This is a genomic window from Cyanobacterium aponinum PCC 10605 (assembly GCF_000317675.1).
GTDB lineage: Bacteria > Cyanobacteriota > Cyanobacteriia > Cyanobacteriales > Cyanobacteriaceae > PCC-10605.
This window is the reverse complement of the sequence record NC_019776.1, coordinates 2,017,377-2,038,863: the sequence shown is the minus strand read 5'-3', so window position 1 is coordinate 2,038,863 and position 21,487 is coordinate 2,017,377. Positions and strand designations below refer to the sequence as shown.

General features: G+C 35.4%; 18 protein-coding genes. 11 read left to right on the top strand and 7 right to left on the bottom strand.

The window, feature by feature from the left end:
* Positions 1–145: 145 nt before the first annotated feature.
* On the bottom strand, positions 146–1,366 hold the full coding sequence (locus CYAN10605_RS08500; RefSeq protein ID WP_015219533.1) for an acetate kinase: 1,221 nt from the start codon (positions 1,364–1,366) through the stop codon (positions 146–148).
* Positions 1,367–1,369: 3 nt separating this feature from the next.
* Positions 1,370–1,747, bottom strand: a complete 378-nt coding sequence (locus CYAN10605_RS08495) for a cyclic nucleotide-binding domain-containing protein (RefSeq protein WP_015219532.1) — start codon at positions 1,745–1,747, stop codon at positions 1,370–1,372.
* A gap of 931 nt (positions 1,748–2,678) precedes the next feature.
* Here CYAN10605_RS08495 and CYAN10605_RS08490 point away from each other — a divergent pair.
* The 3 genes from CYAN10605_RS08490 to CYAN10605_RS08480 all read left to right on the top strand — a co-directional run bounded on the left by CYAN10605_RS08490 (position 2,679) and on the right by CYAN10605_RS08480 (position 5,147).
* The gene (locus CYAN10605_RS08490; RefSeq protein ID WP_015219531.1) at positions 2,679–3,833 is read left to right on the top strand and encodes a DUF389 domain-containing protein; all 1,155 of its coding nucleotides are present in this window, start codon (positions 2,679–2,681) and stop codon (positions 3,831–3,833) included.
* Between the two features lie 131 nt (positions 3,834–3,964).
* Positions 3,965–4,192 carry a ferredoxin-thioredoxin reductase variable chain gene (locus CYAN10605_RS08485; protein ID WP_015219530.1) on the top strand — a complete coding sequence of 76 codons (228 nt, stop codon included), beginning with the start codon at positions 3,965–3,967 and terminating at the stop codon, positions 4,190–4,192.
* 202 nt (positions 4,193–4,394) lie between these two features.
* The gene (locus CYAN10605_RS08480; RefSeq protein ID WP_015219529.1) at positions 4,395–5,147 is read left to right on the top strand and encodes a winged helix-turn-helix domain-containing protein; all 753 of its coding nucleotides are present in this window, start codon (positions 4,395–4,397) and stop codon (positions 5,145–5,147) included.
* A gap of 836 nt (positions 5,148–5,983) precedes the next feature.
* Here the strand turns inward: CYAN10605_RS08480 and pedR are convergent.
* Positions 5,984–6,250 (bottom strand): photosynthetic electron transport-dependent transcriptional regulator PedR, encoded by a 267-nt coding sequence (gene pedR, locus CYAN10605_RS08475; RefSeq protein ID WP_015219528.1) that lies wholly within the window; start codon positions 6,248–6,250, stop codon positions 5,984–5,986.
* Positions 6,251–6,575: 325 nt separating this feature from the next.
* Between pedR and CYAN10605_RS08470 the strand changes: the two genes are divergently transcribed.
* The gene (locus tag CYAN10605_RS08470) at positions 6,576–7,109 is read left to right on the top strand and encodes a DUF4126 domain-containing protein (protein ID WP_241212812.1); all 534 of its coding nucleotides are present in this window, start codon (positions 6,576–6,578) and stop codon (positions 7,107–7,109) included.
* Between the two features lie 192 nt (positions 7,110–7,301).
* Here the strand turns inward: CYAN10605_RS08470 and CYAN10605_RS08465 are convergent, their stop codons facing one another.
* Complete coding sequence (locus tag CYAN10605_RS08465; RefSeq protein ID WP_015219526.1) at positions 7,302–7,550, bottom strand: hypothetical protein; 249 nt, start codon at positions 7,548–7,550, stop codon at positions 7,302–7,304.
* Between the two features lie 324 nt (positions 7,551–7,874).
* Here CYAN10605_RS08465 and dusB point away from each other — a divergent pair, with 324 nt between their 5' ends.
* Complete coding sequence (gene dusB, locus CYAN10605_RS08460) at positions 7,875–8,891, top strand: tRNA dihydrouridine synthase DusB (RefSeq protein ID WP_015219525.1); 1,017 nt, start codon at positions 7,875–7,877, stop codon at positions 8,889–8,891.
* Positions 8,892–9,050: 159 nt separating this feature from the next.
* A complete protein-coding gene (locus tag CYAN10605_RS08455; RefSeq protein WP_015219524.1) occupies positions 9,051–9,992 on the top strand; it encodes a spermine/spermidine synthase domain-containing protein in 942 nt (313 codons plus the stop codon).
* Positions 9,993–10,730: 738 nt separating this feature from the next.
* On the opposite strand, the gene CYAN10605_RS08450 is transcribed toward CYAN10605_RS08455, so the two are convergent.
* Positions 10,731–11,168, bottom strand: coding sequence for a DUF4079 domain-containing protein (locus CYAN10605_RS08450; protein ID WP_015219523.1), 438 nt, complete (start codon positions 11,166–11,168; stop codon positions 10,731–10,733).
* Between the two features lie 319 nt (positions 11,169–11,487).
* Here CYAN10605_RS08450 and CYAN10605_RS08445 point away from each other — a divergent pair, with 319 nt between their 5' ends.
* The 5 genes from CYAN10605_RS08445 to mnmG all read left to right on the top strand — a co-directional run bounded on the left by CYAN10605_RS08445 (position 11,488) and on the right by mnmG (position 18,598).
* Positions 11,488–12,180: an aldehyde oxygenase (deformylating) gene (locus tag CYAN10605_RS08445; RefSeq protein ID WP_015219522.1), complete on the top strand. Its 693-nt coding sequence runs from the start codon at positions 11,488–11,490 to the stop codon at positions 12,178–12,180.
* Between the two features lie 241 nt (positions 12,181–12,421).
* Positions 12,422–14,101 carry an ArnT family glycosyltransferase gene (locus CYAN10605_RS08440; RefSeq protein ID WP_015219521.1) on the top strand — a complete coding sequence of 560 codons (1,680 nt, stop codon included), beginning with the start codon at positions 12,422–12,424 and terminating at the stop codon, positions 14,099–14,101.
* On the top strand, positions 14,098–14,547 hold the full coding sequence (locus tag CYAN10605_RS08435; protein ID WP_015219520.1) for a hypothetical protein: 450 nt from the start codon (positions 14,098–14,100) through the stop codon (positions 14,545–14,547). Before CYAN10605_RS08440 ends, CYAN10605_RS08435 begins: the two co-directional genes overlap by 4 nt.
* A 206-nt stretch (positions 14,548–14,753) precedes the next feature.
* Entirely contained in the window at positions 14,754–16,322 is a 1,569-nt protein-coding gene (locus CYAN10605_RS08430; protein ID WP_015219519.1) for a B12-binding domain-containing radical SAM protein, read from the top strand.
* Positions 16,323–16,681: 359 nt separating this feature from the next.
* Entirely contained in the window at positions 16,682–18,598 is a 1,917-nt protein-coding gene (mnmG, locus tag CYAN10605_RS08425) for a tRNA uridine-5-carboxymethylaminomethyl(34) synthesis enzyme MnmG (RefSeq protein ID WP_015219518.1), read from the top strand.
* Here mnmG and CYAN10605_RS08420 read toward each other — a convergent pair.
* Complete coding sequence (locus CYAN10605_RS08420; RefSeq protein ID WP_015219517.1) at positions 18,584–19,159, bottom strand: Uma2 family endonuclease; 576 nt, start codon at positions 19,157–19,159, stop codon at positions 18,584–18,586. The two genes, mnmG and CYAN10605_RS08420, sit on opposite strands and share 15 nt — an antisense overlap.
* Before the next feature lie 72 nt (positions 19,160–19,231).
* On the bottom strand, positions 19,232–21,388 hold the full coding sequence (locus tag CYAN10605_RS08415) for a polyribonucleotide nucleotidyltransferase (protein WP_015219516.1): 2,157 nt from the start codon (positions 21,386–21,388) through the stop codon (positions 19,232–19,234).
* Between the last annotated feature and the right edge of the window lie 99 nt (positions 21,389–21,487).

Here is a 21,487-nt window from a genome sequence, read left to right as displayed (position 1 = left end):
AGATGAGGGGAGAGGGAGATAAGGTGTCAGGTGTCAGGTGTCAGGTTTCAGGTTTTAGAAGAAAGTAATGAGTGTTCAGAGTTTTTAATTCTTCATTCTTAATTCTTAATTATCAACTATTCACTATTCACTAATTGCCCTTTTCTTAATTCTTCGATTCCATTAATTGAAAACACTGAGAAGCGATCGCCCAGTCCTCTTTTGTTGGTATAATCAGTATCTTAGAGTTAGAGTCAGCAGTAGCAATATTTTCATTGAAGAGGGATTGGCTATTTTTCTCTAAATCCAATTTCAAACCAAGAAAACCCAAACCTTGACAAACTTTTTCTCGGATAAAAGCAGAATTTTCCCCTACTCCTGCAGTAAAAACTAAAGCGTCTAAACTACCCAATGATGGTAACATAGATGCGATCGCTTCTTGTAATCGAAAAATGTACATTTCTATTGCCAAAATCGCTTTCGGATTATTTTCGGATTTAGCCTTTAAAATAGTCCTTAAATCAGAAGAAATTTCGGACATTCCCCATAAACCAGATTCTTTATTCAAAATATGGTTAATTTTTTCCCCATCATAGCCATATTCGGTCATAAGATGAATTACAATTGCAGGATCAATAGAGCCGCAACGAGTACCCATCATCACCCCTTCTAAAGGAGTAAACCCCATAGTTGTATTAACACTTTGCCCATTTTTTACTGCTGTAATTGAGCAACCATTACCTAAATGACAGGTGACTAAATTCAAATTCTTTAAAGGTTGCTGTAAAATCTCAGAAGTACGTTGAGAAACATATTCATGGGAGATACCATGAAAACCATATCTTTGAATACCCCGCTTATAGAATTCATGATTAAGAGGATAAATTTTAGCGTAAAGAGGAATATTTGTATGAAAAGCAGTATCAAATACAGCTACTTGGGGTATGTCACCCAAAATATTTTCCACACTCTCTATCCCTTCTAAATGGGCGGGGTTATGATTAGGGGCAAGGGGAATTAATTTTTCAATGGTGGCTTTAACTTCAGAATTGATAAGGGTTGCTTGAGAGTATTTTGTTCCTCCATGAACCACTCTATGTCCAACTACATCTATATCGGATAGATGCTCTAAAACCTTAGTTTCACCCTCAACCATCGTTTTAAGCATAGTCTTAATGCTTTCTAGGCGATTATGGTCTGATAAATAGGTAGAATATTCTTGACCATTACTTTTCACCTTTAATAAAGTATGTCCTAAGTTCAGTGTCCAATCAATAGTTGCCTCCCAGATAGGAGAAACAAAATTTGGTTTTTTTCCTCGACTATCTAAGTCATATAAACAACTTTTTTGAGAACTAGAACCAGCATTAAGAACTAAGACTTTCATGGTTTATTTTAATAATTTCTGCTTTACTTTGCGCAAACGGCTAGAAAGACTCCTGACAATTTCTAAAGAAAATAAGGGGGTTTCTTGTAATAAGAATAAAAATCTTTCTCTATTTAATTCCGCTATTTTGCATTCTGTAAGTGCGATCGCCGTGGTACATCTGTTATGTTCAGGCTGGACTAAAGCCCCTTCTCCAAAAACATCATGTTGATGTATTGTTTCCACCACCTGATCATCTTTTCTTAATTCTATTTCCCCAGACATTAAAGCAAACATACAATTTCCTTTCTCCCCTTGACGAAAGATAACCTCTCCGGGTTGAAAAGTTTTGACTGGTAAATGATTAAAAAAAAGATCTACTACTTCACTTGGTTCTAGCATATTTATAATTTAATCCAAATAAATTTAACAATTACTTTACTATCTTCTCAGGATTTGCTCTCATTATAGGTTAAGAATTATTTAAGAATCATTTTGAATTTACTAGAAAAGCCTCTCAGATTTTAGCTAACTATTTGAAGATAAAATAATGTATTTAAAACATTCATAAATTAAATCCCCTTGAGATAGAATTACTAATCGAATTTCGATGTTAAAATACCTGAATTTAACTAAATACAAGTTATGGTCTAACAGTTTTTACTGTTTAACTTTTATCACTCTGATGAGTTTATGAAAAGATTGAAAATAAGGAAATGAATAAAGGTAAATGTGAGCATAAAATTTCCTCACTTTTCTCATTTTTTTGAGCATAAACCCATTAAAAAATTGTTATGGGATTCAATTAAAACCTAATATATTAATAAAGAATAGGCAATAAGCTATAGTGATAATTCTTAAAAAGAAGTGATAATTCTTAAAAAGATCATCAAAGATAAATAAAAAATTAATAAGTAGAATAAAATAAAAAGAAAAAAGAAACTCAAGTGAATGTAAATTTATCGTGGAAATAAATAAAAAAAGTAAGAAAAAATAAATATTAAGTGTTGAAAAATAAGTAGTTTCAATCTTCACTAAAAAAGTTTATTTTTCTCATTTGAGAATAACAATTATTTTTTTAGGGCAGAATGTGGGTTATATCGAACTCAGCGAAGAATTTAGTTTTAGTAGATTAGGGTGTTAGTGAAGAAACTTATTCTTAAACTGCTAATTTTTACCTGCCTTTATCCTTTGCTTTTTAACCAACACAACCAGAAAAGTTGACCCTGAACTCAGATTTTTTTACAATTTATCTCGAATTATCACAGAAATACGCAAACAACAAAGATAATTATTTTATCAGATCTCCTTTTAAGTTTCAGGTACAAATGCAATGAATAAAATCAATTTTGTTCGCTTTCAACAAATCTATAGTCAATGGTGTAACAAAAAGAAAATTAAGGCTATTTTTCGTTGGTTGAGGATGCTAACTTATCGTTTGATGCCTCCTTCTCATCCTGAAGAAATCAAAACTCTTCATTTACAATTATCTCAAGATTCCGCTTGGAGCAAAGATTTTATTTTATGTACTGTTTCTTCTTGTTTAATCGCCACTTTTGGTTTAATTGCTAACAGTAGTGCGGTTATTATTGGAGCAATGATTGTGGCACCGTTAATGTTACCTCTGAGAGGACTAGCTTTTTCCGCTTGTGAGGGGGAATTATTGCTGTTTCGGAGAGCCTTTTTATCAATTGTGGGGGCTACCTTAGTCTCACTATTTCTCTCTAGTTTTATTGCTCAATTAGTGGGACTTCAAGAAGTTAGCTCAGAAATTTCTGCTCGAACTCAACCTAATTTAATTGATTTAGGTATTGCTATTAGTGCTGGTGCAATTAGTGGTTTTGGCAAGGTTAGAAAAGGTATTAGTGATACTTTAGCGGGAACTGCGATCGCAGTTGCTCTTATGCCTCCTTTATGTGTGGTGGGTATTTCTTTAACTATGGATAATTATAGTTATGCACTTGGAGCTTTTTTATTATATGCAACGAACTTACTTGGTATTACTCTTGCTTGTATGATTGTGTTTATCATCTCTGGTTATACTAAACCCAGTCAAGCATTGGGATGGACTTCTTTGTTAACTTTATTATTAATTATTCCCCTCAGTGCCAGCTTTTATCGCCTAATACAGCAACAACGCATTGAAAGAGAAATTCGAGCAAAACTTGTCAACGAAACTATCACCGTTGGTACAGGAGTGGAAGATACTCAAATTCAGGTTATATGGACAACTCAAACACCTACTATTTATGTAACCATGGAAACTGACAAAGAAATAACCCCTAATCAAGTACGCTTAGTACAAGATTTTCTCAATCAACGTTTACAAAGAGAATTTGAATTAGTTTTTTATGTCGTTCCTCTTCATCGTATTACCACAGAAATTCCTACAGATAACCCTCAACCATCGGATATAACAAAACCAACTAAAGATAATATTCGTTGGCAAATAGACAAAAATAATTATCTCAAACCTTATTCCCCATAAAATCTTAATCAACTAGAGCAAAATTTAAACTAATTTAACGGTAACTTTGCACCAACTGACCAACTATGCAAGAATAAAAGACTGTATATCCGTATTTTTAAATTTATTTCATCTAAAAATTAATCTTAACTATGAAAATAGGCGATCGCGTTAAAGTTAAAGAATCTGTGATAGTTTATCATCATCCTGAACATAAAAAAGAACCTTTTGACATCAAAGGAATGGAAGGAGAATTGATTAAAATCGTAACCGAGTGGCAAGGAAGACCTGTTAGCGCTAATTTTCCTTATCTGGTTCAATTTAGCAAAAAATTTAAAGCTCACTTAAGAGAAGAAGAAATTACCATAGTAGAGTCATAAACAATAGACCTCTTGCAAAATAAGAATTAAAATAAAATTAGTGCAGTTTAAACCCCATTTTATCACTGTTCCTTGTAGCCTATTCCCTGTTGCCTAATTTATGCGAGAAGTCTAATATATCATCCCTAGTGAAAAAAAATATAACCAAAACTCAATATTTTTGATATATATGTTACTAGGGAACAAAAAATAAAGAAATTTTATGTTGTGTCTGGATTTACCACCAATTGGCGCTAATGAGAAAGCATCAGTCAACTATGATATTCTTGTAGTTGAAGATGAGCAGTTGATTCGCAATATGATTGCCTTAAATCTTGCAGATGAGGGTTACAATGTAATTCAAGCAGAAAATGGCAGAGAAGCATTAAACGTTCTTGAGCGTATTGGAGAAGAAAACTCCAAAGAAAAAATAGATCTGATTATTCTTGATTTAATGTTACCAGAAGTCAATGGCTTAGATATTTGTCGTTTACTACGTTATCGAGGAAATAATATTCCTATCCTTATTTTGAGTGCCAAAGCGGCTGAAACAGACAGAGTCTTGGGCTTAGAAATAGGTGCAGACGACTATGTAACTAAACCTTTCAGTATGAAAGAACTTATTGCTCGTTGTCGTGCCTTACTACGCCGAAATAACATCAATAACAATATCTCCAGTGCTATTCGTCAATTTAAAGATATAACTTTATATACAACAGAGTGTAGGGTAACTGTCAGAGGAGAAGAAGTAAGTCTTTCGCCTAAAGAATTTCGTCTTTTAGAACTATTTATGACTTATCCAAAAAGAGTTTGGGATAGGGAACAACTCATCGAAAATATCTGGGGTGCTGATTTTCTAGGAGATACAAAAACCGTTGATGTCCATATTCGTTGGCTAAGGGAAAAATTAGAGCTTGATCCTAGCAATCCTGAATATATAGTAACGGTAAGAGGATTTGGTTATCGTTTCGGATAAAAATTGAGTATTAATAAAAAACCTCAGTTCGGTTTAAAAATATCTAATAAGGTTAGGTTTCAGGTTTCAGGTGTTAGAGTAATGAGTAATGAGTGTTCTGAATTTTTAATTTTTAATTTTTAATTCCTAATTATCAACTATTCACCTTTGCCCTCCTCCCTCGAAAGAGGGGATAAAGGGGGGTTTGCCCTTTGCCCTTTTCTCCATCATTCATAGATGAAAATTTATCCCAAACTCAGGTTAAAAAGATAAGCTCAATACAAAGAGAATTTGTTGCGTTTTGATGCTATCCACTGTGTTTTACCAGAAATCTATCTCGCTCTATGGGTCATACATACCTTGGGGAGATAAGCCCCTCTGGGTTAATTTAAGCAATTAAGTTAATTTAAAGGCTGTCAGTGAACCTAGAATACTTTCAGTTTCGGGTCAAGGAATGTCAAAATAACAGCGAAGAAAATGAAGTAAACGATCTTTTAAACTATATAGCAATTTTTCCTCAGAATCCTTGGCTTTCAATCCTTAGGAGTTATCAAATTTTTCAAATCTGGTTTTTGTGCAATATGAAACGTATTAAATAAAATAAATTAAATAAAAAAAATTTGATGTTGCTTAATCATAGTATGAAATGTACTAAAATTATGCCAGAAATTGAGACATCAAAATATTATCACGATCGCAAGAGTACCCATTCTCTATTTCACACCTAAATGAGAAATCACTAAAATCAGCAACGTCAAGAATTTTTCAAGATGCTAAATGTCAGCAATTTGCCTTTTTTTATTCCCTAACGTCATTAAAATTATTAAATCGGCAAAATCTAACATCTTTGTCGTTATTTAATCTTTTGAAACAGAAGGGAGAGTGCAACAATTCACTTCATCTAAACAGATTTTTCCCCACTGCAAAGCCCAACGCACTAACTCCACACGATTATCAGTTTTGGTTTTAGAAAGAATATTACTAATATGATTATCAACAGTTCTTTTACTAATCTCTAGTTTATCTGCAATATCATGATTAGTTAGTCCTGTCGCTACTAATTCAAGGATTTCTAATTCCCTTTCTGATAAAATTGGAAATTCTGACGTGTTGCCAGTAGTCATAAGTGTTTTTAATCCAGTATTTTTGCTTATTATTATTCTTATTTTATCTCAAATCACGACAAACTCTAAAGTTTTCAATGAAAGAGTATCATCAGGAAAAGGCTACAATTGCAATTTTGTTTAGTAAAAATTAATTATTATTGGTAACATCGTATATACAACAAATATTTTTTTAATTCTGAATTGAGTCAAACTTTATGACTTCATTCAAAGTCTAAACAATAATGAACTAGCAAAAATTTGATTCTAAATAACTATATTTTATTTTTAATAATATTTTTTCGTGCATTTTGACAATATTTCTCTTATTCAAATATTAGCTGTTTTGTCTGCATCAGCGGCAGGAGGATTGAGAATAGGTTTACCCCTACTAATTATTGGTTTAATTAGAATAGATCAACTCTGGCATAATATACCTTTTCTTTCGTCATTTCCTCCGCAAGTTGTCATTGGCATTTTGAGTAGTTGGTCATTATTTGAACTATTAGGCAATAAAAAATTAATTGGATTAAGAATAATACAAATTATTCAGTTGATTTTTAGTCCTTTTGCGGGGGGAATAATGGCGGTAGGTGTTGCTCGTTTATTAGAGGTACAAATAACTCCTTTATGGTTTTTAGGATTAATAGGAGGCTTATTTGCATTCGTATTAAAATTAGTTCAAGTTGGCTGGTTTTTCCGTTTAGGAAAAATACCAATCATATTTATTTTTATCGAAGATTTTTTATCTGCTATTTTAGTTATATTTGCCTTGGATGCCCCTGAAAATGGAGGTTTAATTGCTATGCTATTACTTTGGATCGCAATACGTAGTTCTACAGAATGGAAATATCGAAGGGAAACTATTAGCGAAAAATAAGTTTCAATGAGGAATTAAGAATACGCAACGGGTAAAAGGTAAAGTTAAAAGGGCAAACCCCTCTTTATCCGCCCTCAAGAGGGGGAGGGCAAAGGTGAATAGTTGATAATTAGGAATTAAGAATTAAAAATTCCGAACACTCATTACTCATTACCCTAACACCTGAAACCTGACACCTCCTCTTGTTAGCAACTAGCTCCTGTTAGAATAATCTGCGATCGCACTTATATAGAGAAAATGTACAATTAAGATTCCGCCCCAAATCAGACTAAATTGACTAGCCCAAGACCACTCAGGATGATTAAAATTGTGAAAAAACCATACACCCGAATTAGTAGCGATAAAAAGTGCAGTATGGACAGCAAAATTCATGCGATCATCTAATTTACGAAATTCAGGATCATTTTGACGATCAGGTTTTCTGGGCCAACGTGGAGGCATAATTTTTGAAATAACTCAGATAAAATTTACACATTTCTTTATATTATACTCAGTAACAATAAAAAGCATCGAATGATAATCTAATTAAAGAGACTGTTGGGACTCTACACTTTTTGAAAATCTAGTCTTTTAACATATAATGAGATCTCGCATTAGTAAAGCAATACTTAAAAAACCTTTAAAATGAATTTTAATAAATTTTTTGTCAATTATTATTGCTTTTATCTTTTCTTTAGCTTCACCAGACAATTTTATATCAAAATTAAGCAACTGTAGTAATACCACTTTTTCATCAACTCCTAATTATTTAGATACTGACTTCAAATGGAAATAAAAAATACTTTACTCAAAGAAAAATTATCAACCCCTTTAAAAATAGGTTCAGTGGTTGTTAATAGTAGAGTTTTACAATCTCCCCTTTCAGGGGTAACAGACTTAGTATTTCGCCGATTAGTAAGACGCTATGCCCCTGAGTCAATGACTTATACAGAGATGGTAAGTGCGACCGAAATTCACCACCTACAACAATTACCCAGATTAATGGAAATTGATCCCCATGAGCAACCCATAAGTATTCAACTATTTGATTGTCGTCCTGATTTCATGGCAGAAGCCGCCCAAAAAGCCGTTCAAGAAGGGGCAAAAACCATTGATATAAATATGGGATGTCCAGTAAATAAGATTACCAAAAAAGGCGGTGGTTCTCGCTTACTCAGACAACCAGAAATTGCCGAAGCGATTGTTAAAGAAGTAGAAAAAGCTGTAAATGTACCTGTTACGGTAAAAACTCGTATTGGTTGGAATGATGATGAAATTAATATCCTTGATTTTGCCGAAAAAATGGAAATAGCAGGAGCTCAAATGATTACTATTCATGGACGTACCCGTGAGCAGGGTTATACTGGTAAGGCTAGATGGGATATAATCGCTCAGGTAAAGGAGAAATTGAGTATTCCTGTTATTGCCAATGGTGATATTTTTTCAGTAGAGGATGCCATTCGTTGTTTAGAAATAACTAATGCTGATGGCATCATGTGTTCTCGTGGCACTTTGGGTTATCCTTTTTTAGTCGGACAAATTGATCATTTTTTTAAAACGGGGCAATTGTTACCTATTCCTTCTCTATCAGAACGTTTAGAATGTGCGAAAGAACATTTAATGGGTTTATGGGAATATAAGGGCAAAAGGGGCATTTATCAAGCTCGAAAACATCTTACATGGTACTGTCAGGGGTTTAAAGGGGCGGCGGAATTTAGAGATCAATGTACTCGCATTGATACTGTAGAAGAAGGTATTAATCTTTTACAAAATGCAATTACACAACTAAAACTTTCTCTTTAAAACTATCCTCATTTATACTCACGAAATGGAGCTACGCGATCGCAAAGCAATAAAACGGGAGTTAATTTCAACCTGAATTTGATATTGAATATAGTTACTATCAAAGAAAAGATTTGTTATAATATAAGTTTGCATTTTATTAGGAGAACAACGGCAATTATGGCTGGATCAATCGTCAACGCTGATGTTTGGATTAGTGAGTATATCACCCCTTACGATATTTATGCTCACGGAATTACCAGTATTTTGGCACATAAGAAAACCCCTTATCAAGAAATGTATATTGTGGAAAGTGGTGCTTATGGTAAGGCTTTGGTATTGGATGGTAAATGGCAATCTTGCACGGGAGATGAGTTTTTATACCATGAAGCATTAGTACATCCAGCTATGGTAAATCATCCTAATCCTGAAAATGTTTTGATTCTAGGAGGCGGAGAAGGTGCAACGACTAGAGAAGTTTTCCGTTGGCATAGTGTTAAACAAGCGAAAATGGTAGATATTGATGGGGATGTAGTGGAAGCCTGTAAAGAGTATTTACCGGAAATGCACCAAGGTTCGTTTGATGATCCTCGTTTAGATTTAGTGATTGGTGATGCTTTTGAAGTTATTGATAACAGTGAAGCAAAATGGGATGTAATTATTTCTGATTTGTCTGACCCCATTGAAGAAGGACCTTCTTTCCAATTATTTACTCAAGAATATTTTGCTCGTCTTAAGAAAATTTTGAGAGAAAATGGCATCGTTGTAATACAAGCAGGTCCGATCGCACCTGCAAATTTACATATTCATGGACGTTTAGTAAATACCCTGAAAACAGTTTTTAGCAACGTTCACTCTTATTTTGCCCCAACTTGCACTTATGGGTCATCTTGGGGGTTTGCAATAGCCTCTGAGGCAACATTTGAAACTAGACCAAACCCTGAAAAAGTTGACCTTTTACTCGAACAAAAAACCACTGCTGATTTTCGCTCTTTTGATGGTATTAGCCTATTAGGAATGTTACAAACTCCGGGTTATGTCCGTCAATGTATTGAGAAAGAAACAGAAGTTTATACTATGACAAAACCGCCCAAATTCTTCGGAAAAGGAGTTAGCAATTAACATGAGTTAGGAATTAGGAGTTAGGAGTTTCATGCCCTTTTGACACTCCTCAGCCTAAAGGCGTGGGGATTCTTAGTTCAACCACATCCCTTAAATTCACTTAATTGCTTAAATCAATTCAGAGGGGATTATGTCCCCAAGCGTATGACCCTTTTCAGAGTCGGTTCGGGTATGCCCTACCCTACCTGAAAACTTGAATACTTTGTTTTCTGTGCTTATCAGCTCAAAGACTTTACCTGTCGGAGCTTTTCCCAACAGAACCTTATGACTTTGGTTTTCAAGGTTCAATGAATCGATTAGATTCGAGGTTTTTAAAGAGGTTGATTACCTTTCCTCTAAGAAAATAATAACACACTGATGCCCTAAAGGGCAGGGAACCTTAGACCCACAGATTTTTGGTAAAGAAAAATTGGCAGAAGAATTAGTTTTAAAATGAGTTAGGAATTTAGAGTTAAAACAAAAAGATATTGATAAAAAAGTCAATACAGCAATTTTCATTTCGTTAAACCACACTTTGCATTCTCCTTTGCGACTTTGTGAGAGATAAAAAATGTAGTTTATTGATAAAAAAAGCGCTGTAAATTAATTTTTATGGCTCTTGCCTTTTGCCTCTTGCCTCTTGCCGACAAAACACCAATAATTTACATACTCAAAGTAATAAAGCCATTTTTATTTTTAATTTTTTGATTCACTGACAAATATTTAGGAAATTTTACCTGACACCTGACACCGAATACTTCACGGTAGATATTTTTGAACAACAAATAAACCAGTCAAACCCACTGCTAATAAGGCAAAAAATAAAGCAATATTCACATTAACATGAAGTTTTCTTGCCCAAGGGCGAGAAGGATGTATCTGAGTTGAAGTCCATGCAGATAATAAAACTAATGTAACAACGGTTAAACCTGCTGGTAAATGCCAAGAGTGTCCTAAACTACCATAATATCCTATAGTTCCCATTAAACCGATAGATAGAAGAATAAGGATAAGAATCACTAAGATTGTGCCTGTAATCCAATGAAAAGGGCGTAACCAAGAAGGGCGAGGTTTTTTTTCTGTACGATTCTTCCACAAATATATTCCCGAAAATGCCAGAAGTAAATATCCTGTGATACTTAATCCCATTGACCAAGCGGCGATTTTCCACAACCAAAGAAAAGAAGGTAAATTCATCAGAATTAGAAATTACAAGAACTATTGCAATTAGCAAATAGTCAATAGTGAATAGTTAATATACCCCGAACCCCGAACCTAACCCCGATAACTTATTGTAACCATTAATGATCGTCTATTTTCCAGTAATTATTAATAAATGAAGGGATAAAGTATCAGTAAAAGTAATCAGAGGTAAACCTCAATATGGAATAAAAACCGATAAGATAGGTAACAACTAGATTAAAATGAGTTATTATCTTATCTTCATAAAAGACGACCTTTGAAGTCGTTGAGTTTAGATTTGCTCACATAAACTATACAGGAGATTTAACAATTTATGCAACAACTTGTCGAACCTACCATAGACTTCAACAGTGACGTATATAAGGATGCTTATAGTCGCATTAATGCCATTGTAATCGAGGGTGAACAGGAAGCCCATGATAATTACATGGACATGATACCCATGCTCCCAAATCATGAAAAAGAATTAGCCAGTTTGGCAAAAATGGAATTTCGTCACAAAAAGGGTTTTCAATCCTGTGGTAGAAATTTGAGTGTCACTCCTGATATGGATTTTGCTCAAAAATATTTTGCCGAGTTGCACAGTAATTTCCAAAAAGCTAAGGAAGAAGGAAAAATTGTCACTTGTTTACTCATTCAGGCTTTAATTATTGAAGCATTTGCGATCGCAGCTTATAATATTTATATCCCTGTAGCTGATCCTTTTGCTCGTAAAATTACTGAAGGTGTTGTAAAAGACGAATACTTACATCTTAACTTTGGTGAAGAATGGTTAAAAGCAAATTTTGAGGCATCTAAAGCTGAATTAGAAGAAGCTAACCGTCAAAATTTACCTATTATTTGGAGAATGTTAAATGAGGTAGAAAAAGACGCAAAAACTTTAGGAATGCCCAAAGAAGAGCTAATTGAAGACTTTATGATTAGTTATGGAGAGGCTTTAGCTAATATCGGCTTTTCCACCCGTGAAATTATGAAAATGTCCTCCTATGGCTTAAGAGGAGCATAATAGGGTTCGGAAGTTTTGAGTTCGGGGTTCAGGGTTTTTTATTCTTAATTATCGACCATTTACCTTTGCCTCCCCGCTAAATAGGGGGGGTTTACCCTTTACCCATAGCCCTTTTGTTAATTACTAAAGTTCTTCGTTTTGGAACTATTTGCTATAGTAGTTATTTAAGTTCTCTCATTTAGCCATTGAGGAAATTTTGGCATGAATAGAGAACTATCATCTCCCCACAATCTACTATGCTATGAACCGTCAAATATTTACATGGGAAATTCCCCTTTATAGACTGAAATCAAAGGAACTTTGGTGGGAATGGTTTTATGTTCTCATTTTATTTTGTGCTGCGATTTTTTTATTTTCTCTCAATTTAGGGGCATTACCTTTAAGGGATTGGGATGAAGGTACATTTGCTCAAGTAGCAAAGGAGATTTATGAATCATCTTTTTCCCATTGGCACTGGCTTTTCCCAACAATTTGGCAGGAACCTTATCTCAATAAACCTCCTCTCATTCACAGTTTAACGGCTGTAGTATATAGTTTCTTGGGGGTTAGTGAATTTTCCACGCGCATCATAGGAGCGACTTTGACGGCTAGTTCTGTTCCTTTACTATATTTACTCGCCAGAGAGCTATTCTTGCCCCGTTATTATGCTTTATTTTCATCTTTAGCTTATTTGACCATGATGCCTGTAATACGTCATGGACGCTTGGCGATGTTAGATGGTGCAACTTTATGTTTTCAATTATTGTTATTTCTTTGTTTGTTAAAAACTAGAAGAGATTTAAGGTGGGCTTTTCCTGTTGGTCTTAGTTTAGCATTAATTTGTTTAACTAAAGGATGGATGATGGGAGTATTATTAGGTGCGATCGCATTTTTATTCCTTCTTTGGGATACACCGAGACTACTTACTTCTTTTTATCTTTGGAGTGGGATTATTTTAGGGGTTTTACCTGTCGTTGCTTGGTATGCGGCACAGTATCTCTATTATGGAGAAACCTTTATTCATACTGCCATTCAAGAACAATCTTTGAATCGAGTTTTTACTGCTGTAGAAGGTAATCAAGGAGCGGTTTGGTATTATTTAGTTGAATTAATAAAGTATCCTTATCCTTGGATTTTTTTAGCATTGTGGGGATTTAAACTTGCTTGGGAAAATCTGAATTGGAGTTGGTCAAAATTTATTTTAATTAGTAGTAGTATTTATCTTATTGTTATTTCCTTAATGGGTACAAAACTTCCTTGGTATGTAATGCCCATATATCCTTCTCTTGCTTTAGCAGTGGGAGTGGCTTTAGGAGAAGTCAAATCTCTACCCTCTTATATTTCTTACCCTTCTGCTTGGAAACAATTTTTCTCTTTGCTTACAGTTGCTATTATGGGGGGCTTCATTTATTTTGCCATTACGAAGCCAGAGGATCAGCATTTACTAACAATTTTCATCCTACTTTTTATTACTTTTTTATCGGTAACTATACTGTTAAGAAAAAAAGACCAACAATTTATTCCCGTGTTATTTTGGGGAATGTTTGTATCACTGATGGTGTTTTTCTCCTCAAACCATTGGTTGTGGGAGTTAAATGAGGCTTTTGCAGTTAAACCAGTGGCAAACTTGGTCAATGAATTTGTACCCAAGGACAAAAAGGTATATATTAATTTTGATTATGAGCGCCCATCCTTAAACTTTTATAGTGAGCGTCAAGTTACAGCCATTAATGAAGAAGAATTGAAACAATTAATAAAATCTCCGAACTATTTATTAGTTAATCATAAAATTTTAGAGAGTTTAAATCTCGTTTCTGATAAAGATAATATTTACTGTAATTTATCTGATAATATTCCTGAACAATCTACCCATTCATTTAATTGTTTTGAAGCCGTTACTAAACCTAAATCTAATTTCACTCTCTTAAAACCTATTCAATGAATAATATCAACCATTTATTTAAACAATTACATTTACAATCAACTAACCATAAAAAGTATGTAACTCTAAAAAAAATCGGTATTAGCTTACTGTGGTTTATTTTTTGGCTACTAATTTATGGTATTTGTGTCTTTATTCAACCTGAATTGGTATTCATTCCTATGCTTTTAAATTTGCCTTTAGCAACTTTTTTTTGTATAGGAATTATCCTACAATTTTTATCTATTTTTATTTTTCATTACCCAGAATCTTATGATATTCTTGTTAAATTTCTAGTTCTTTTTTTTTCGTTTTCTCTTAATTTCATTTATCGTAATTTAATTTTTCAAAATCCTATTTCCCTAGGAAAAATTATTAAATTTAGAGCTATTGAATTTTTGCTTTGGCTTATTCCTTGGTTAATTACTATATTGTTTTTAGGAACAATTGTACGCCTAACTCAGTAATTATCTACATATGAAATTATCAGTAAAAATACTTAAAGAACTAAAATTTTGGCAATGAGATATTAGAAAGAAGTTGATAAAACAACGTTACCCGTTACTTGTTGCCCTTTATACTTCTTAATTCACTTAGCTACAAAATCTCTGATGTAAGCTATAACTGAGGGAAAGAGAAATCAAGATAATATAAAAAATTTAAGGAGTAAATTGTGCGCGTTTTATTGGTATATCCCGTTTTTCCACCTACATTTTGGTCTTATGATAAAAGTCTGGAATTAGTCAATCGTAAAGTTTTACTCCCCCCTCTTGGTTTAATAACCGTTGCGGCAATTCTACCTCAAACATGGGAAATGAAATTAGTCGATCGCAATATTCGGGCTGTTACAGAGGATGAATGGGCATGGGCGGATATAGTCCTTTTCTCAGGGATGATTGTACAAAAGACGGATTTATTATCTCAAATAGTGGAAGCCAAACAAAGAGGAAAATTAGTAGCTGTGGGTGGACCTTATGCTACATCTGTACCCGAAGAAATAGAAGGAGCAGATTTTCTCGTTTTAGATGAAGGAGAAATTACTTTACCAGAATTTGTGAAAGCCGTAGAAAGAGGTGAAACTCAAGGCATTTTTCGCACCGATGAGAAACCAAGTGTCACGGAAACTCCCATCCCCCGTTACGATTTATTGGAATTAGATGCCTATGATTCCATGTCTGTACAATTTTCCCGTGGTTGCCCTTTTCAATGTGAGTTTTGTGATATTATTGTACTCTATGGTCGTAAACCTCGCACTAAAACCCCACAACAACTGCTCAAAGAATTAGATTATCTCTATGAGTTAGGATGGCGCAGAGGCATTTTTATGGTGGATGATAATTTCATTGGAAATAAGCGCAACGTCAAATTATTACTCAAAGAATTAAAAGTATGGCAACAACAACATCAATATCCATTTCGTTTTAACACAGAGGCTTCTGTTGATTTAGCCCAAGATGAGGAATTAATGGAGTTAATGGTTGAGTGTTATTTTGATGCGGTATTCTTAGGAATTGAAACTCCTGATGAAGAAAGTTTAAAATTAACCAAAAAATTTCAAAATACCCGTAATTCTCTTGAAGAAACCATTGATACTCTTATTCGAGCAGGAATTAGACCCATGGCAGGTTTTATCATTGGTTTTGACGGTGAAAAACAAGGATCAGGCGATCGCATCATTGAATTTGTAGAAAGAGCGGCTATTCCTACGGCTATGTTTGGGATGTTACAGGCTTTACCCAATACAGCATTATGGACAAGATTAGAAAAAGAAGGCAGACTGCGTCATGACGGCAAACAGGATATTAACCAAAGCACTCTGATGAATTTTATCCCCACTCGCCCCATAGATGAAATTGCCCAAGAATATATTAAAGCCTTTTGGGAATTATATGATCCCCATACATTTCTCGATCGCACCTATCGTTGTTTTTTAAAACTGGGTGCGCCGAAAGCTAAACCTCCTTTTAAACTACCCTCCTTAATAGACTTAAAAGCCCTTGCCATAGTAGTTTGGCGACAAGGAATCAAAAGAGATACTCGCTGGAAATTCTGGCATCATCTTTTTAGTATTATCAAGAATAACCCCCCCGTCTGGGAACATTATCTAACTGTATGCGCCCATAACGAGCATTTTCTCCAATATCGTCAAATTGTACGCATGGAAATAGATGCTCAACTTCAAGAGTTTAAACAACGAGAAGAAAATAAAAAATTAGTACCCGAAGTTGTTCTCAATTCCTAGATACTTTAACATCTAATTCTCAGTAGGGAAGGTTTCGGGTGTCAGGTTTCAGGTTTCAGGGTGTTTAGGGGATGGGGTGATGAGGGGAAGGGGAGATGAGGGGAGAGGGAGATAAGGTGTCGGGTTTCAGGTTTCAGGTTTTAGAAGAAAGTAATGAGTAACGAGTAACGAGTAATTATCAACTATTGACTATTGACTATTCACTATTCATTAAATTGCCCTTTTCACCATCACTCACTCATAGATGAAAATTGATCTCGAACTCAGGTTAATTACCTTTTACCCCAATGAATCGCTATCATAGAAATTTAGATACTTTGTCTGAAATATTGCAGAATTAAAAACATTTCCTAGAAATTATGACCATTAAAACCCCCGTAGAATTTCAAGACGAATTTGACGTAATCGTAATTGGTGGAGGACATTCTGGTTGTGAAGCCGCCTTAGCAAGTGCAAGACTCGGATGTCGCACCATGATGTTAACTCTCAATCTCGATAAAATCGCTTGGCAACCTTGTAATCCTGCGGTGGGTGGTCCTGCAAAATCTCAGTTAACCCATGAAGTAGATGCTTTAGGTGGCGAAATTGGCAAAATGGCCGATCGCACCTATTTACAGAAAAGAGTTTTAAATAATTCCAGAGGTCCTGCGGTATGGGCATTACGGGCGCAAACCGATAAAAGAGAATACGCCGCCGTGATGAAAAACATTGTCGAAAATGAGCCTAATTTGTCCTTAAGAGAAGGCATGGTGACAGATTTAGTATTAGGCAAAAACGATGAAGTAATCGGAGTGCAAACCTATTTCGGCACTTGCTTTAAAACCAAAGCCGTAGTGCTTACCACAGGTACATTTTTGGGGGGGAAAATCTGGATTGGCGGTAAATCTATGGATGCAGGAAGGGCAGGAGAATTTGCCGCCGTAGGCTTAACAGAAACCCTCAACGATTTAGGCTTTGAAACCGACAGACTGAAAACAGGAACACCAGCCCGGGTTGACAAGCGCACCGTTGACTATAGCAAAATGGAAGTACAACCCCCCGATGAACAAGTGCGTTGGTTTAGTTTTGATCCTGAAGTATGGATTGAAAAAGAACAGATGAACTGTTACTTAACCCGTACTACTGCCCAAACCCATCAATTAATTAAAGATAATCTCCATTTATCGCCCATTTACGGTGGTTTTATCGATTCTAAAGGACCGAGATATTGCCCTAGTATTGAGGATAAAATTGTCCGTTTTGCTGATAAAGAAAGCCATCAAATCTTCATTGAGCCTGAAGGCAGAGACATCCCAGAGCTTTATATTCAAGGGTTTTCCACTGGTTTGCCCGAAAACATCCAATTAGCCATGTTACACACCCTTCCCGGGCTAGAAAACTGCGTTATGTTGCGTCCTGCTTATGCGGTGGAATACGATTATTTACCCGCCACTCAATGTTATCCTACCCTGATGACGAAAAAAATTGAGGGGTTATTTTCCGCAGGGCAAATTAATGGTACAACAGGTTATGAAGAAGCCGCCGCGCAAGGCATTGTGGCAGGGATAAACGCCGCCCGATTTGCCCAAAATAAAGAAATGATTATCTTTCCCCGTGAACAAAGTTACTTAGGAACTTTAATTGATGACCTTTGTACTAAAGAATTGCGTGAACCTTACCGAATGTTAACATCTCGTTCTGAATATCGTCTCACATTACGCTCTGATAATGCGGATCAGAGATTGACCCCTTTAGGGCGAGAAATTGGTTTAATCTGCGATCGCCGTTGGGATCTATATCAACGTAAACAAGCGAATATCATCGCTGAACAAGAAAGACTCTATGAAACGAGAATTAAAGAGAGAGACGAGGTAGCTTTGCAAATAGTAAAGGATACCCAACAGAAGATAAAAGGCTCAATTACCCTTGCAGATTTGTTACGTCGTCCGGGTTTTCACTATGAAGATTTAAGCCGATATAATTTGCATAATGAAGAGTTAAATCAAGCGGAAAAAGAAGGGGCAGAAATTGAAATTAAATACTCAGGATATATTAAAAGGCAACAAAATCAGATCGAACAAATTGCCCGTCATAGTAATAAGAAATTAGATGAAAATTTGGACTATATGGCTATAGAAACTCTATCCATGGAAGCAAGGGAAAAACTAACGAAAGTCAAACCTTTAACCGTTGGACAAGCATCCCGTATTGGGGGAGTCAATCCTGCAGATGTCAATGCTTTATTAATTTATTTAGAGTTGCAAAATAATAAAAATCAAGATTTAGTTAAAGGTTGAGAAAAACTCACTAATTTGACAACTAAAATCGGGTAATAATGCACTACTAATGGAATCTCCCTCCATTAGAGTCATCACTAATCTTAATTGACTCTGAACACGACGATAAACTTCTACTTGTTTTAATTGCCAATCTACTATCCAATATTCTCTTACTCCTCGATTAGAATACAATTTTAACTTTATCTCTTTATCTCTTTTTATATCATTGGATTTCTGAGATAAAACTTCTATCACTAACTCAGGCACACTGGTAAAATGTCCCGCCTCATCCACACAAGATTTTAATCTTTCATGACTAATCCAAATTAGATCAGGAATAACATTATTATCATCGCTGAAAATTATACTTGGATTGATAATTGCTTCTCCTAATTTACTTTGACTTGACCAAATATCTAAAACTGTCGCTATTTTTGTAATGCAGATTTGATGTTTCCAATGAGGCGCTCTGGTCACGTATAATTCTCCATCAATAATTTCATATCGATAATCATTTTCTGGTAATAACTCCAAGTCTGCCCTTGTCCATTTCATCACAGTTTTAGGACTAACACTCATATCCTTTTATTTATTATTTCAAAAAACTCCTAACCCCTAACTCCTAATTCCTAACTCTAAACTCCTAATAATTTAGATTTGGGATTCTTGACGTGCGATCGCAGCTTGTTCAGGATGAATACCTAAACGGGTTAAATTCAAACGCCCTTTATTATCAAAGCCACGAATTTTGACCACAATTTCATCACCAATAGCGACTTCATCTTCCACTTTACCCACACGATGCTCTGCTAATTGGGAAATGTGAATCATGCCCTCTTTACCCGGCAACACTTCCACAAAAGCACCGATGTCAATGATGCGAGTAACACGTCCTAAATAGACATCTCCTTCATTAAGTTTGCGAGTCATGGTTTGAATGATACGTTTTGCTTGTTGCGCCCTTTCTGCTTGGGTTGCACAGATAGTAACAGTACCATCATCGCTAATATCTATTTTAGAACCAGTTTGCTCGGTAATCGCCTTAATGGTTTTACCACCGGGGCCAATCACTAAACCAATCATTTCTGGATCAATTTTCATGGTCATTAAACGAGGTGCATAGGAAGACAATTCCTTGCGAGGTTCACTAATGGTTTTTAACATTTCTCCGAGGATATGCAAACGGGCATCTTTTGCCTGATTAATGGCTTTGGCAATCACTTCGATACTTAAACCAGTAATTTTCATATCCATTTGCAACGCAGTAATACCATCATCTGTACCTGCTACTTTGAAATCCATATCCCCCAAAAAGTCTTCAATACCTTGAATATCGGTGAGAATACGAATTTCATCTCCTTCTTTAATCAAACCCATCGCCGCTCCACTTACAGGCTTAGTAATAGGTACACCTGCATCCATTAACGCAAGGGTAGAACCGCATACCGAACCCATGGAGGTTGAACCGTTGGAAGACATCACCTCAGATACGACTCGAATCACATAGGGAAATTCTTGTTGAGGAGGTAATACAGGGGTTATTGCTCTTTCTGCTAACGCACCATGCCCGATTTCCCGTCTTCCGGGCGATCGCAATGGCTTTGTCTCACCCACAGAGTAAGGGGGGAAATTGTAATGATGTAAATAGCGTTTTTCAATATCAGGGTGTAAATCATCCGCTAAATCCTGAGCATCTCCAGCAGTTCCTAAAGTGGCAATAGAAAGCACTTGGGTTAAACCTCTTTGGAATAAAGCACTACCGTGAACTCTAGGAGGTAACAAACGTACACGAGAAGAAATGGGACGCACTTGATCTAATTTTCGTCCATCAACCCTTACCCCTTCCTCAATAATTTGTTGACGCATTAATTTTTTGGTCAATTTCTTAAAGAGGCTTGGTATTAATTTAGAGTTTTCCGTCACCGCCACTTTAATTTCGTTATCATCCTCTAAAGCGTTGATTGCTTCTTCTACTTTTTCTAATTGGATTTTATCTAACGCTTCATCTCGCAGTTTTTTATCTAAATCAAATTGAGAGAGAACTTTTTTGATCTCTTCGGAGGCTTGTTGATTAATAAAATTTAATACCTCTTGATTTTCCTCTTCTTTTTCCTCCACAACAATACTAATACCTAATTCCTGAATTAAGTCTTGTTGGGCTTTAATTAACTCTTGGATTGCCTCATAGCCAAATTCGATCGCTTCTATGACATCTTGTTCAGGCAATTGATTCGCACCAGCTTCCACCATCACGACTCCATCAGGTGTACCTGCCACCACTAAATCTAAATCACCTTTTTCGATTTCACGGAAAGTAGGATTAATGATAAACTCATCATTTAATAAACCCACACGCACCGCCGCCATCGGTCCAGCAAAAGGAATTTGAGCCACTAAAGTTGCCACTGATGCCCCTGTCACCGCTAATACATCGGGGGGTACTTCCTCATCCATAGACAAAGTAGTTGCCACGATTTGAATGTCATCCCTTAACCAAGAAGGAAATAAAGGACGTAAGGGGCGATCGATTAAACGACCTGTTAAAATAGCCCTTTCAGGGGGTTTGCCTTCTCTGCGTAAAAATCCTCCCGGAATTCTTCCAGCCGCATATAATCTTTCTTCGTAATCCACAGTTAAGGGTAAAAAATCAATACCTTCTCTTCCTGCACTACGAGTTGCTGTAACGAATACTGCTGTTTCTCCAGCCTGAATTAAAACCGCACCACCAGCTTGAGGAGCTAATAATCCTACCTGTATTTTTATATCTCTTCCTTCAAAAAAAGAAATTGATTTATTATATTCTTCCATTCAAAATTTCCTTATACTTCACTTTTATCTCTATACACTATGTAATCCTAACATTTTGCAGGTCTAACTCACTAGATATTAATTGTTATTTATTATTTG